At 61.5% G+C, this 12952-nt stretch carries 14 protein-coding genes; 4 read left to right on the forward strand and 10 right to left on the reverse strand.

Going from position 1 to position 12952, the window contains the following annotated elements; translation table 11 throughout:
• Window positions 1-25: 25 nt before the first annotated feature.
• Window positions 26-346: a putative signal transducing protein gene (locus tag BM438_RS27430; RefSeq protein WP_093640613.1), complete on the forward strand. Its 321-nt coding sequence runs from the start codon at window positions 26-28 to the stop codon at window positions 344-346.
• Between the two features lie 124 nt (window positions 347-470).
• Here BM438_RS27430 and BM438_RS27435 read toward each other — a convergent pair whose 3' ends face one another.
• The 6 genes from BM438_RS27435 to rpsP form a co-directional block, all read right to left on the reverse strand.
• Window positions 471-1409: a CobD/CbiB family protein gene (locus tag BM438_RS27435; protein WP_093640616.1), complete on the reverse strand. Its 939-nt coding sequence runs from the start codon at window positions 1407-1409 to the stop codon at window positions 471-473.
• 115 nt (window positions 1410-1524) lie between these two features.
• Window positions 1525-2241 (reverse strand): CoA pyrophosphatase, encoded by a 717-nt coding sequence (locus BM438_RS27440; protein ID WP_093640619.1) that lies wholly within the window; start codon window positions 2239-2241, stop codon window positions 1525-1527.
• 93 nt (window positions 2242-2334) lie between these two features.
• Window positions 2335-2724, reverse strand: a complete 390-nt coding sequence (gene rplS, locus BM438_RS27445; RefSeq protein ID WP_012433948.1) for a 50S ribosomal protein L19 — start codon at window positions 2722-2724, stop codon at window positions 2335-2337.
• Between the two features lie 145 nt (window positions 2725-2869).
• The gene (trmD, locus tag BM438_RS27450; RefSeq protein WP_054036120.1) at window positions 2870-3637 is read right to left on the reverse strand and encodes a tRNA (guanosine(37)-N1)-methyltransferase TrmD; all 768 of its coding nucleotides are present in this window, start codon (window positions 3635-3637) and stop codon (window positions 2870-2872) included.
• Between the two features lie 24 nt (window positions 3638-3661).
• The gene (gene rimM, locus BM438_RS27455; protein ID WP_093640622.1) at window positions 3662-4396 is read right to left on the reverse strand and encodes a ribosome maturation factor RimM; all 735 of its coding nucleotides are present in this window, start codon (window positions 4394-4396) and stop codon (window positions 3662-3664) included.
• 117 nt (window positions 4397-4513) lie between these two features.
• Complete coding sequence (gene rpsP / locus BM438_RS27460; RefSeq protein ID WP_006476550.1) at window positions 4514-4768, reverse strand: 30S ribosomal protein S16; 255 nt, start codon at window positions 4766-4768, stop codon at window positions 4514-4516.
• Between the two features lie 172 nt (window positions 4769-4940).
• Here rpsP and BM438_RS27465 point away from each other — a divergent pair, with 172 nt between their 5' ends.
• Together BM438_RS27465 and BM438_RS27470 are read left to right on the forward strand one after the other, a co-directional pair.
• A complete protein-coding gene (locus BM438_RS27465) occupies window positions 4941-6149 on the forward strand; it encodes a PQQ-dependent sugar dehydrogenase (protein ID WP_093640626.1) in 1209 nt (402 codons plus the stop codon).
• A gap of 93 nt (window positions 6150-6242) precedes the next feature.
• Window positions 6243-6710, forward strand: a complete 468-nt coding sequence (locus BM438_RS27470; RefSeq protein WP_093640629.1) for an NINE protein — start codon at window positions 6243-6245, stop codon at window positions 6708-6710.
• Window positions 6711-6726: 16 nt separating this feature from the next.
• Here the strand turns inward: BM438_RS27470 and BM438_RS27475 are convergent, their stop codons facing one another.
• A complete protein-coding gene (locus BM438_RS27475; protein WP_093640632.1) occupies window positions 6727-7872 on the reverse strand; it encodes a PA0069 family radical SAM protein in 1146 nt (381 codons plus the stop codon).
• A gap of 98 nt (window positions 7873-7970) precedes the next feature.
• On the reverse strand, window positions 7971-8459 hold the full coding sequence (locus BM438_RS27480; protein ID WP_054036112.1) for an Lrp/AsnC ligand binding domain-containing protein: 489 nt from the start codon (window positions 8457-8459) through the stop codon (window positions 7971-7973).
• A 169-nt stretch (window positions 8460-8628) separates the two neighbouring features.
• Here BM438_RS27480 and BM438_RS27485 point away from each other — a divergent pair, with 169 nt between their 5' ends.
• Window positions 8629-9915 (forward strand): D-amino acid dehydrogenase, encoded by a 1287-nt coding sequence (locus BM438_RS27485; protein ID WP_093640635.1) that lies wholly within the window; start codon window positions 8629-8631, stop codon window positions 9913-9915.
• Between the two features lie 147 nt (window positions 9916-10062).
• Here BM438_RS27485 and BM438_RS27490 read toward each other — a convergent pair whose 3' ends face one another.
• Together BM438_RS27490 and BM438_RS27495 are read right to left on the reverse strand one after the other, a co-directional pair.
• Window positions 10063-11853, reverse strand: a complete 1791-nt coding sequence (locus BM438_RS27490; protein ID WP_093640638.1) for an acyl-CoA dehydrogenase — start codon at window positions 11851-11853, stop codon at window positions 10063-10065.
• 103 nt (window positions 11854-11956) lie between these two features.
• Window positions 11957-12892 carry an electron transfer flavoprotein subunit alpha/FixB family protein gene (locus BM438_RS27495; protein WP_093640641.1) on the reverse strand — a complete coding sequence of 312 codons (936 nt, stop codon included), beginning with the start codon at window positions 12890-12892 and terminating at the stop codon, window positions 11957-11959.
• Between the last annotated feature and the right edge of the window lie 60 nt (window positions 12893-12952).

Consider the following 12952-nt stretch of genomic DNA (forward strand, 5'->3'; position numbering starts at 1 on the left):
GCCGCTGTCAAACCATGGATTCACGATGAAATTGATGCGCGCGCCGAATCTGATCATCGGACAGCATTGGGTCAATGTGCTGGAGACGGCGGGCATCGCTTGCGAGTTGCACAACCGCTATCTGAACGGCGCGCTCGGCGATATTCCGGCGGATCAGTGCGCGCCGGAGCTGTGGCTTGTGGATGAGCGCGATGAGGTGATGGCACGGCGGTTGATCGATGCGGCTTCGCATGGCCCGGCTGCGGGGTCGCCTTCGTGGCGATGCCGTCAGTGCGGGGAGACGCTTGAGGCGCAGTTCACGGTGTGTTGGCAGTGTGGGACGGCGCGGGATCCGCTGGATGGGTGAAGGGGTTGAGACTCAGGTGCGGCGCGGTAAAACCGCCGTGCCGTGGGCAATAAAAAAGCCGGGTTCTCATGACCCGGCTTTTTTCTGCGTTGCGTTATTTGCGCGCTGATTCAAGCGAGCTGCATCAGGCAAGCCACACCGCGATCGTCAGCATCAACAGCAAAATCATCCATAGCACCACCGCACGCCACACAAGACCCACAGCCGATTGCAGCGTACGCGGCGTGCAGTCGTCGCCGACTTGCATCGGGCCGCCGTCGCCCGTGGTCAGCGCATCGAGGCTCGAGGGTTCGGCAAGCGGTCCGCTCAATCGCGCGCCCAACGCGCCGCTTCCCGCAGCCAGCAACACGCCGTCGTTCGCATCCGGCCACTGACGCGCGTGATTGCGCCATGCATAAATCGCGTCTTCGAAATTGCCGACAATCGCAAAGCCCAGCGATGTGAGCCGCGCCGGCACCCAGTCGATCACGAAGAAAGCACGTTGCGCGAAGCTCGAAAACGCCGCGGTGCGATCGTCGACCGGCCGTGCCCACGTGCGCGCCAGATACTCGGCGATGCGATACAGCACCGCGCCCGCCGGTCCGACCGGAATCAAAAACCAGAAGAACACGCCGAACACATGCCGATGCGAGGCGACCACCGCGTGAATCAGCGTATGACGCACGATCTCGCTGACGGGCATATCCACGGTATCGAGCCCGGTCCATTCATTCAGGATTTCACGCGCGCGCGGGACGTCGTCGTTGTTCAACGCGAGGTGGATATCCGTGAAGTAGTGGCTGAACTGCCGGAAACCGAGCGTGAAGTACAGCACCGCGACGTTCCACAGGAACGCCAGCGCGAAGTGAATGTGATAAAGCACGTAGTAGATGAGCGCGACGGCCAGCGTCCAGGGCACCACCACCACCAGCCACGCGAGCAAGCCATGCTTGGGCTTGCCGGCATCGAATCCATGCGCCGCCGACTCCGCATGGTATTGAAGCAATGCCGCCACCGGATTGTTCAGCGACAGCGCGCGGACCTGTTCAATAATCAGAGCCAGCAATACGGAGAAAAAAGTCATGCGATGCGCCGTGCTTTTCGAGTTTTTACGATTGTTTTATAACGATAGCACAGGGTCGGATGCCACTGAGCACGGACGTTGACAAACACCCAACAAGTGCACAACCCGCGGCGATTCAAGCCGCGAGAAAGCGATAGAAGTTGCGCAGCATCGCCGCCGTCGCCCCCCAGATGAAGTAGTGACCGCCCACCTGCCCCTCGCGTTCTGCAACTTCCTCCGACGCAGGCCGCGGATAAGGCATGGCGAAAAAGCGACGCTGACCGCCTTCGTAACGAAACACGCGCTCTTCGTGATGCGCGGGGTCCATCAGGAAAGCGAGCGGTACCTCGAAGACTTCGGCCACCTCGAGCGCATCCGCTTTCAACGTGAAGGGTGGATGCACCAGACCGATCACGGGCGTCACACGAAAACCGGTGCCCGTCAGATAGTCGGGCAACGCACCGAGAATTTCAACGCGCGACGGATCGAGACCGACCTCTTCCTGCGCCTCGCGCAACGCCGTGGCGGTTGCATCCGCGTCGAACGGTTCATGACGGCCGCCGGGAAAACTCACCTGGCCGGCGTGGTCGTTCAGATGGTCGGCACGTTGAGTCAGGAGGACGGTGAGGCCGTTGTCGCGCACGACCAGCGGCACCAGCACGGCGGCAACGCGCGGATCGACGTGCGTATCGCGCCACGGTGCTTCGATAATCGGCTCAGGCGTCCAGCTCAGACGCTGCTCGAAGCGCGCACGCAGACCGTCCGGCGTCAGGCGCCCGGCAACCACCGGTGGCAGATCGGCACCCGTCGCTTCGACAGGTAGAGTTTCAGGCTCAAAGGCGGGGCGGATCAACGGGTCTCTCGGAATGAGCGGTTAGGGGACATTCCGCTATTTTGACCTGGCAAACAAAAAAGCACCCGCGAGGGGTGCTTTTTCTTACAGCTTTTACGCTTCCGGAGCAGCGCGGTCTTTCTTGGCGACCAGCTTTTCCTTGATCCGAGCCGACTTGCCCGAACGGTCGCGCAGGTAGTACAGCTTCGCACGACGCACATCGCCACGACGCTTCACGACGATGCTTGCCAGCAGCGGCGAGTACGTCTGGAACGTACGCTCGACGCCTTCGCCCGACGAAATCTTGCGGACGATGAACGACGAATTCAGACCACGGTTACGCTTGGCGATCACGACGCCTTCGTAAGCCTGAACACGCTTACGCGTACCTTCAACCACGTTCACGCTGACGATCACCGTATCGCCAGGGGCGAATTCGGGGATGGTCTTCTCGCCGAGGGCACGGCCGATTTCTTCCTGCTCGAGTATTGCAATCAGATTCATCACTGACTCCTAGGTCCATCTTGTCGGCGTTCGTACCTGCCTCACAGAAAACTGCTCGGCTACGGCCCCGATAGAGGATGGGTTCACATCTGGCGCCGTACACGCATGCGCGGCACCGCCTATGTCCGCTCGAAAGCCCAAGGCCTTACGCCTTCGACACTTCCTTCGCGAGACTCGTAAGCCATGCCTCGTCGGCACGGCTCAACATCTTGTTCTTTCTGGCCTTCACGATCAGATCGGGCCGTTTGTTCAACGTGTTGCGCAAGGCTTCACGCCGACGCCACGCTTCGATTTCCGCATGATGGCCGCCAAGCAGCACATCAGGCACACGCACGCCGTCGTATTCCTCCGGACGCGTGTAATGCGGACAATCCAGCAGCACGTCGACGAAACTGTCCTGCACCGCCGACTGCGAATCGTTCAGCACGCCGGGCAACTGACGTACCACGGCATCCATCAACGCCATCGCCGGCAATTCGCCGCCTGACAGCACGAAGTCGCCGAGGCTGACCTCTTCGTCGACGACACGGTCGAGCAAACGCTGATCGATCGCTTCATAGCGCCCGCACAACAGGATCAGACCGGGCTCAGCCGCGAACTGCATGACGCGATCGTGATTCAGCGTGGCGCCTTGCGGCGACATCATCACGACGCGCGACGCGCCGATGCCCTGCTCCGCCTGCGCTGCTTTCGCCGCGCCGATCGCGTCTTCGAGAGGCTTGGCCAGCATCACCATGCCGGGGCCGCCGCCGTAGGGGCGATCGTCGATTGTGCGGTAGTTGTCGGTAGTGAAATCGCGTGGATTCCACGTGCGCAACCCGTAGCGCTCCTGCTTCGCCGCACGGCTGGTGATGCCCCAGTCGGTCAGCGCACGAAACATGTCAGGAAAGAGCGTCACGACATCGAACTGCATCGCTCTCTCCAGTCAGCGAGTTATTTAGTAATCGGTTTCCCAGTCGACGATGATCTGCTTCGCCGCCTGATCCACCGTTTTGACAAAGACGCCGACGAACGGGATCAAACGCTCGCCGGTGACCGGCTTGCCGCTTTTGTCGGTATCCGGATATTCGATGCGCAACACCGAGTGCGCACCGTTGTCGATCATGTCTGCAACCTTGCCGAGGTGGACCCCGGCAACGTTCACCACATCCAGGCCGAGCAGGTCGACCCAGTAGAATTCGTCGGCCCCGAGGGCCGGAAATTCGCTGCGGCTAATATAAACGCGCGTGCCGCGCAGTGCCAGTGCCACATCGCGGTCAGCTACGCCGCCCAGATGGGCAACGATACTGTCGCTATGCGTTTTTGCCTGTAATGACGGCGCCGACTTGCGCTCGTGGCCTTTCAGCAACCACCAGCGCTTCGCGCTTAGCAATGCGTCTCCGCCGTGGCCGGCATCCGCATGCGCGGCTACCTTGACCCAGCCTTTGAGGCCGTAAGCGTCGACGATTGCACCGACCTCGACCGCATCGGCCGGCCAGCTTTCCACCGTTTCCGCTCGCATTTCTGCTGCGCTGGAAGCGGCGTTTGCAACTTTGGCTTTCGCCTGCCCTTCGGCCGCTTCGACCGGCTTGCGGACGAATGCACCGAACGGCGCCTGACCAGACGTCTTCGCGCGCGGGGCTGCCGCTTTTGCCTTTACGCGACCTGAATTGCCGGAATCACGTTCAGGCATAAGAGAACCTCGCTGCCAACTTCGACGTCTGCTTCAGCAAAACTCGCGCATCGGACTGCTCACGCAAGCTGCGCGAGCCGCCGGCCGAACCGACGACGATACGCATGCTAGCTACCATTAAGCAGCCGGCTGCGCCTTTTGCGCTTCTTTCACGAGACGCTGAACGGTCGGCGACAGTTGTGCGCCAACACCTTGCCAGTACGTCAGGCGATCTTGAGCGATACGCAGCGACTCACCCTTCGTAGCGACCGGGTTGTAGAAACCAACGCGTTCGATGAAGCGACCGTCACGACGGTTACGCGAATCGGTTGCGACGATGTTGTAGAACGGGCGCTTCTTGGAGCCGCCACGAGCCAAGCGGATGATGACCATACTAGAATCCTTGAAAACCGGGGTTCGGAACGACTGAAACACGCGATTATAGCGGGAAACCGACGCCATAACAAACACTTACCGGGATAAACTGCACGACGGGGTTGTGCCGGCCATACAGGCCAAGGCCTCGAAACACGCCGAAACGCCCGAATTACCTGACGGAACGCCCGTGAAACTCCTCCCGCCAGCTGCGTTTTTTTTCGCTTCACGCGCCGTCTTTCGGCGAGTTGCCGGCTTTTCGCCGATTACAGGCTTTTTGCGCGCCGCCCGCGTTCAGGCCTTGCGAGCGGGCGCAGCGTTGTTGCTCGCCGCCACGGCGCTGCCGGTGCTGGCCGCGCTGCCGGTCGAGCGCATCAAACTGCCGCCCGGCTTCCACATCGAGGTCCTCTCGGACGCCGTACCAAGCGCACGGGCCATGGCGCTCTCGCCGAAGGGCATTCTTTATATAGGCAGCCTTGACGGTCACGTCTACGCGCTCGAATTGCAGAATGGGCGCGTGACGGCTCGCCACGTGATCGCCTCCGGCCTGGAAACGCCGGCAGGCGTGGCATGGCGGGATGGCACGCTGTACGTCTCCGCAGTGTCGAAAATTCTACGCTTTGACGCGATCGACGCCCATCTGAATGATCCGCCCAAGCCGGTCGTGGTCACCGACTCACTGCCGACGGAGACCCATCATGGCTGGAAATTCATCGCTTTCGGCCCGGATGGCAAGCTGTACGTGCCGCAAGGTGCGCCCTGCAACGTCTGCCTGAAGGGCCGCGACCGCTTTGGGATGATCGGCCGCATGGACCCGGACGGCAGCCATTATGAAGTCGTGGCGCGCGGCATTCGCAACACCGTCGGCTTTGCGTGGCATCCGGTGACGCATGAGTTGTGGTTCACCGATAACGGCCGCGACCTGATGGGCGACGACGTACCGGACGACAAACTCAACCGCGCTCCGCGCGCCGGCATGGATTTCGGCTTTCCGTACTGCCACGGCGGCGACACGCCCGACCCCGAATTCGGCAAAGATCATCCATGCAGCGCCTTCACGCCGCCGGTTGTCAAACTCGGCGCGCACGTCGCCGCGATCGGCATGCGCTTTTACAGCGGCTCGATGTTCCCGGCCGCGTATCGCAACAATATTTTTATTGCCGAACACGGCTCGTGGAATCGCAGCAAAAAGGTCGGCTACCGTGTCGTGCGAGTGATCACCAACCCGGACGGCAGCAGCACGCGCCAGGAAGTCTTTGCCGAAGGCTGGCTCCAGCCGGGCGAATCGGTATGGGGTCGCCCCGCCGACGTGCAACCAATGCCTGACGGCTCGCTCCTGATCAGCGACGACTACGCCGGCGCGGTCTATCGCGTGACCTATTCAGCGCCTCAGCCTTAACCGTATGCGTGCCGCGGGCGTAGAATGCGCGTCGGCCCGCCCACCGGCGCCCCGTTCCTTCCGATAGCCTGTTGTCACTCTGCCCTCGCCTACATGTCCACCCTTGCTTCGACTTCCTCGCATTTCAGATCCAAGACGATTACCGCAGCGCTGGCCTTCTTCTTCGGCAGCATCGGCGCACACCGCTTCTATTTGTACGGCTTGCGCGACATCTACGGCTGGGCGCACCTGCTCGGCACGCTGATCGGGATTCCAGGCGCCATGCTGGTGGTGGCGAGTGAACGAGCCTCGATGCTCGGCTGGGTGCTCGCGTTTTTCGGCGCCGTTTCGCTGCTCTCCGCTTTTCTGGCCGCGATCGTCTACGGCCTGCGTCCGGATGAAAAATGGGACGCGCAGTTCAACGCACAAACCCAGCGCAAAAGCCGCTCTGGCTGGACCGTCATTTTCATCGTGATCTTTTCACTGCTGATCGGCGCGTTCCTGCTGATGACAGGCCTCGCGATCTCGTTCCAGACTTACTTCGAAGGTCAGGTTCAGGCCGCCAAAGCACTGTCGCAATGACCCACTGCGCGCCGCGCTAAAACAGCCTCAATTGGGGATTGTCGTGCGGCGAAGGTTCAGCGCGCACCGGCTCAACCCGGCGAAAGTGCGACATATCCAGAATGCCGCGGTCGCGCCGATTTAACCCAAGCCGGCGCACAGCATTGTGGAAGCGCTGCTTCAGCAAATCCGCCCACAAACCCTCCCCCTTCATTCGAGTGGCGAAGTTCGAGTCGTAGTCTTTTCCGCCCCGCATATCGCGCACGCGGCTCATCACCCGGTCAGCCCGATCGGGAAAATGCGCCGCGAGCCAATCCTTGAATAGCGGCGCAACTTCCCACGGCAAACGCAGCACGATGTAGCTCGCATTGCTTGCGCCTGCCTCCGCACACGCTTCCAGCACGCGCTCCATGTCCGGCTCGGTGACGAACGGAATCACCGGCGCGATGCTGACGCCAACCGGAATACCCGCCTCGCTCAACGTACGGATCGTGCGCAACCGCCGCGACGGCGTGGCCGCACGCGGCTCAAGCGTGCGCGCGATATCGGCGTCCAGCGTGGTGATGGTGATCGCCGCCATGAACTGCCCGCGCGCCGCCATAGGCGCAAGCAGATCGATATCCCGTTCGATCAGCGACGATTTGGTGATCGCCGCGAACGGTTGTCCACGCTCGCTGAGCACCTCGACCACGCGCCGCGTAAGGCGCAAATCGCGTTCGACGGGTTGCCAGGCGTCGGTGTTGACGCCAAGCGCGATCGGCTCCGGCACATAAGACTTCTTCGACAACTCGCGCTCGAGCAACTCAGGCGCATTAATCTTCGCGTAGATGCGGCTTTCGAAGTCGAGCCCCGGCGACAGCCCCAGATAACTATGCGTGGGCCGCGCGAAGCAGTAGATGCACCCATGTTCGCAGCCGCGATACGGATTGAGCGACACGCTGAACGGAATATCCGGCGACGCATTGCGCGTAAGAATGGTTTTGGCCCGCTCTTCGAAAACCTGCGTGCGCAAGACCTTGGGTTCACCGTCTTCCTCCGGCGACGCAAGCCAGCCGTCGTCCACCACTTCACGCTGGTCGACTTCGTAACGGCCTTGCAGGTTCGTCACCGCGCCGCGCCCCTTACGAGGCGCGGGCGGAGCAATCGGAAATTCGTTGGCGGAGTGGGTGTCGGAATCGGTCACGGCTGGAGCACGCAGAAAGCAAAACGGCGCAAAACACCTGTATAAATATACAGTGTTTACGCCGTTTGTCGAGCCCAGCTACACAACTCCTGCGCGAGCTAATCGCCAACCGCAATCGTCAGCGTTTCCTTGATCTCTTCCATGACCACGTAGCTCTTCGACTGCACCGCGCCGGGCAGTTGCAGCAGGATGTCCCCCAGCAGCTTCCGGTAGTCGGCCATTTCGCCGATGCGCGCCTTGATCAGATAGTCGAAGTCGCCCGAGACGAGGTGGCACTCCAGTACCTCGGGGATCTTCTGCACCTCGCGGCGGAACTGGTCGAACATGTTGCCGCTCTTGTGATCGAGCGTGATCTCGACAAATACCAGCAGCGCCGCGCCCAGCTCGGCCGGGTTCACACGCGCGTGGTAGCCGGTGATCACGCCGTCGCGCTCCATCCGTTTGACGCGTTCGATGCACGGCGTGACGGACAGCCCAACCTGCTCGGCGAGGTCTTTCATCGCCATCCGGCCGTCCTGCTGCAGGAGCCGCAGAATCTTGTGATCGAGTTTGTCGAGAGCCCGGATCGGTTGGCGCTGTGTACGCATGGTGTTTTTGCTGAAAATCTTGAAAATACAATAACAAAACCTACCTGACTGTTAATAGTATAGCGGTTATCACTGGACGATCAGCGTTACACCTCGTTAATCGAATGAATTCAAACGAATCGACGAGCGCACCGTCCTCAGACCTCTTATTGAACATCCTGGAGCAGCTATGCGAGTCGTCGTTTTGGGCAGTGGCGTTGTCGGAGTGACGAGTGCTTACTACCTCGCGCGCGCCGGTCATGAAGTGACCGTCATCGACCGCGAGGCCGGCCCGGCGCTCGAAACCAGCTTTGCCAATGCCGGCCAGATCTCGCCGGGCTACGCGTCGCCGTGGGCCGCTCCAGGCGTGCCGCTGAAGGCCGTCAAGTGGATGTTCCAGAAACATGCTCCGCTGGCGATTCGCCTGGACGGCACCCAATTCCAGTTGCAATGGATGTGGCAGATGCTGCAGAACTGCACGTCGGCGCGTTATGCGGTGAACAAGGGCCGTATGGTCCGCCTCGCCGAATACAGCCGCGATTGTTTGCAAGCGCTGCGCGCCGAAACCGGCATCCAGTACGAAGGCCGCACCGGCGGCACGCTGCAGGTGTTCCGCACGCAACTGCAGTTCGACGGCGCCGCGAAAGACATCGCGGTGCTGCAGGAAGCCAACGTGCCGTATGAACTGCTGTCGGCGGCCGAACTCGCGCAAGCTGAACCGGCGCTCGCCGCGGTGTCGCACAAGCTGACGGGCGGCCTGCGCCTGCCGGGCGACGAAACCGGCGACTGCCAGATGTTCACCACGCGCCTCGCCGCGATGGCCGAGCAACTAGGCGTCAAATTCCGCTACAACACGCCGATCGACTCCCTCGCCATGGCGGGCGACCGCATCGCCGGCGTGCAGTGCGGCGATGAACTGGTTCGCGCGGATTCGTTTGTCGTCGCGCTCGGTTCGTATTCGACCAAGTTCCTGTCCGGCCTCGTGAAGATTCCGGTCTACCCGCTCAAGGGCTATTCGATCACGGCGCCGATCGTCAACGAAGCATCCGCGCCGATTTCGACCGTGCTCGACGAAACGTACAAGATCGCGATCACGCGCTTCGACGACCGGATTCGCGTCGGCGGCATGGCGGAGATCGTCGGCTTTGACAAATCGTTGCGCCAGGCGCGCCGCGAAACGCTGGAACTGTGCGTGAACGATCTGTTCCCGGGCGGCGGCGATACGTCGAAGGCGACCTTCTGGACTGGTCTGCGCCCGATGACGCCGGACGGCACGCCGATCGTCGGCCGCACCCCTGTGCCGAACCTGTTCCTGAACACGGGTCACGGCACGCTGGGTTGGACGATGTCGTGCGGCTCGGGTCAGTTGCTGGCCGACGTGATGTCGAGCAAGCAACCGGCCATCAAGGCGGACGATCTGTCGGTGCATCGCTATCTCGGCGAGATCGGCGGTGCGCATCGTCCGGCTTATGCCTAAGGTTTAATGTTTTAACGCTTCGCGAGCGGTTACGCCGGTTCGTCATCGCAGACAAACCGGTCTGACAAAACAAACGGCGCCTTGAATAAGGCGCCGTTTGTTTTTTACGCGCGAGCCTTCGCTACCTGGCTCGACAGAAAGGCAACATCAGAACTGATCGTCCGACAACGCCAGCACACTCTCTCCACCCTTCGCGCTAACGATCGAGGCTTCCAACGCCGAAGCCAGCGGCAGCACATGCTCAGCATAAAACTGCGCGGTTGCGATCTTCGCGCCATAGAACGACGGATCTTCAGCGCGCTTTTCAGCCGCCACCAGCAACGCACGCGCCATCTGCCAGCCGCCCAGAACAATGCCCGCCAGCTTCAGATACGGCACGCTGCCGGCGAACACCGCGTTCGGATCGCTCTTCGTGTTAGTGACAACGAAATCGACCGCCGCGGCGAGCGAGCGATGACCCTGCGTCAGATACTTCTTCATCGATTCGAACGCAGCGCCTTGCTGTGCGCCAAGCGCTTCGATCGTTTCAGCCACGCCGGCCAGCAGCGCCTTCGCCACCTTGCCGCCGTCGCGCACGGTCTTGCGGCCGATCAGGTCGTTGGCCTGAATCGCGGTCGTCCCTTCGTAGATCGGCAGGATGCGCGCGTCGCGGTAGTACTGCGCGGCGCCGGTTTCTTCGATGAAGCCCATGCCGCCATGAACCTGCACGCCGAGGCTCGTCACGTCGATCGACAACTCCGTGCTCCAGCCCTTCACGATCGGCACCAGGTATTCGTAGATCGCTTGATGCTCAACACGTTTTGCTTCGTCGGGATGACGATGCGCGATATCGCAGTGACCCGCGGCGACATACGCCAACGCGCGCGACGCTTCGGTGAGACCACGCATCGTCGCAAGCATGCGGCGCACGTCCGGGTGCTGAATGATCGCCACCGATTGTTTCGCGGAGCCATCCACCGGCCGGCTTTGCACGCGATCCTTCGCATACGCCACCGCTTGCTGATACGCACGGTCCGACACGGCAACACCTTGCATGCCCACCGCGAAACGCGCTGCGTTCATCATGATGAACATGTACTCGAGGCCGCGATTTTCTTCGCCGATCAGATGACCGATTGCGCCGCCGTGATCGCCGAATTGCAGCACCGCGGTCGGGCTCGCCTTGATGCCGAGCTTGTGCTCGATCGACACGCAATGCACGTCGTTACGCTCGCCAAGCGAGCCGTCTTCGTTAATAAGAAACTTCGGCACGATGAAAAGCGAAATGCCCTTCACGCCTTCCGGTGCATTCGGCGTGCGCGCCAGCACGAGATGGGCGATGTTCTTCGCCATGTCGTGCTCGCCCCACGTGATGAAAATCTTGGTGCCGAACAGCTTGAACGAACCATCGCCCTGCGGCTCGGCGCGCGTGCGCACCAGCGCGAGATCGGAGCCGGCCTGCGGCTCGGTCAGGTTCATCGTGCCGGTCCACTCGCCAGAAATCAGCTTGGGCACGTAGGTTTGTTTCTGCTCTTCGCTGCCCGCCGTGAGCAGCGCCTCGATAGCGCCGTCCGTGAGCAGCGGGCACAGCGCGAACGACAGGTTCGACGCGTTCAGCATCTCGATACAGGCTGTGGCGATCAGCTTGGGCAGGCCCTGGCCTTCGTAGTCAACCGGATGTTGCACGCCTTGCCAGCCGCCTTCGCCGAACTGGCGGAATGCGTCCTTGAAACCGGGTGTCGCGGTGACCACACCGTCTTTCCAGCTGCTCGGATTGCGATCGCCTTCCACATTAAGCGGCGCCAGCACTTCGCCGCACAGTTTCGCCGATTCGTCGAGCACGGCTTGCGCCGTGTCGAGGTTCGCATCTTCGAAGCCTGGCAGCGTCGCGATATCTTCGAGACCGGCCAGTTCTTTCATCACGAACAGCATGTCCTTGATGGGCGCCGTATAGCTCATTTCAGTTCTCCTCCTGCCTGTCGATATGAAAAAGGGCGCCGGACTTGATAGGTCCCACGCCCTTTGTGTGCTGCCAGACGCCTTTTACATGGCGCTGTGGCTGTTAGCCGAGCTCGCTAACGAGTTCCGGCACGACCGTGAACAGGTCGCCCACCAGACCATAATCGGCGACGCTGAAAATCGGCGCTTCAGGGTCCTTGTTGATCGCCACGATGACCTTCGAGTCCTTCATCCCGGCCAGATGCTGGATCGCACCCGAGATGCCGACCGCCACATACAGTTGCGGCGCGACGATCTTGCCGGTCTGGCCGACCTGATAGTCGTTCGGTACGAAGCCCGCATCGACGGCCGCGCGCGATGCGCCCAGCGCTGCGTTCAGCTTGTCCGCCAGCGGCTCCAGAACCTTGGTGTAGTTCTCGCCATTGCCAAGACCCCGCCCACCCGAGACGATGATCTTCGCCGAGGTCAGTTCCGGACGGTCCAGCTTCGTCACTTCACGGCTCACGAATTGCGAGAGGCCCGTGTCGGCTGCCGCTTCGATCTTCTCGACCGTTGCGCTGCCGCCTTCTGCTGCTACCGGGTCAAAGCCGGTCGTGCGGACCGTGATGACTTTGATCGGGTCTTGAGATTGAACCGTGGCGATCGCGTTGCCCGCGTAGATCGGGCGCTCGAACGTATCGGCGCTGTCCACTGCGGTGATGTCGCTGATCTGCGCGACGTCGAGCTTCGCGGCGATGCGCGGCGCGATGTTCTTGCCGTAGGCGGTCGCCGGCGTGAGGATGTGCGTGTAGTCCTTCGCGATGTTCATCACGGTTGCCTGGACGTTTTCCGCGAGACCCGCTTCGAGTTGCGCGGCGTCAGCCAGCAGCACCTTCGAAACACCTGCAATCTTCGCTGCCGCATCCGCCGCAGCCTGTGCGTTGTGACCTGCCACCAGCACGTGGATATCGCCACCAATCTTCTGTGCGGCTGCAATCGTGTTCAGCGTCGCGGCCTTGATCGATGCGTTGTCGTGTTCAGCAATTACCAGATTCGTCATTTCGTCCGTCTCCTCACAGCACCTTGGCTTCGGTCTTCAGCTTCTCGACCAGCGTCTTCA

This window comes from Paraburkholderia aspalathi (genome assembly GCF_900116445.1).
In the GTDB taxonomy this organism is placed as follows: Bacteria; Pseudomonadota; Gammaproteobacteria; order Burkholderiales; family Burkholderiaceae; genus Paraburkholderia; species Paraburkholderia aspalathi.

Excerpts from the sequence above, each read along its gene's own strand:
- BM438_RS27430 (WP_093640613.1), top strand. The coding sequence starts at position 26 with ATGAAATTGATGCGCGCGCCGAATCTGATCATCGGACAGCATTGGGTC.
- BM438_RS27435 (WP_093640616.1), bottom strand. The coding sequence starts at position 1,409 with ATGACTTTTTTCTCCGTATTGCTGGCTCTGATTATTGAACAGGTCCGC.
- rplS (WP_012433948.1), bottom strand. The coding sequence starts at position 2,724 with ATGAATCTGATTGCAATACTCGAGCAGGAAGAAATCGGCCGTGCCCTC.
- trmD (WP_054036120.1), bottom strand. The coding sequence starts at position 3,637 with ATGCAGTTCGATGTCGTGACGCTCTTTCCTGACATGTTTCGTGCGCTG.
- rimM (WP_093640622.1), bottom strand. The coding sequence starts at position 4,396 with ATGCCTGAACGTGATTCCGGCAATTCAGGTCGCGTAAAGGCAAAAGCG.
- rpsP (WP_006476550.1), bottom strand. The coding sequence starts at position 4,768 with ATGGTCATCATCCGCTTGGCTCGTGGCGGCTCCAAGAAGCGCCCGTTC.
- BM438_RS27470 (WP_093640629.1), top strand. The coding sequence starts at position 6,243 with ATGTCCACCCTTGCTTCGACTTCCTCGCATTTCAGATCCAAGACGATT.
- BM438_RS27480 (WP_054036112.1), bottom strand. The coding sequence starts at position 8,459 with ATGCGTACACAGCGCCAACCGATCCGGGCTCTCGACAAACTCGATCAC.
- BM438_RS27485 (WP_093640635.1), top strand. The coding sequence starts at position 8,629 with ATGCGAGTCGTCGTTTTGGGCAGTGGCGTTGTCGGAGTGACGAGTGCT.
- BM438_RS27490 (WP_093640638.1), bottom strand. The coding sequence starts at position 11,853 with ATGAGCTATACGGCGCCCATCAAGGACATGCTGTTCGTGATGAAAGAA.
- BM438_RS27495 (WP_093640641.1), bottom strand. The coding sequence starts at position 12,892 with ATGACGAATCTGGTAATTGCTGAACACGACAACGCATCGATCAAGGCC.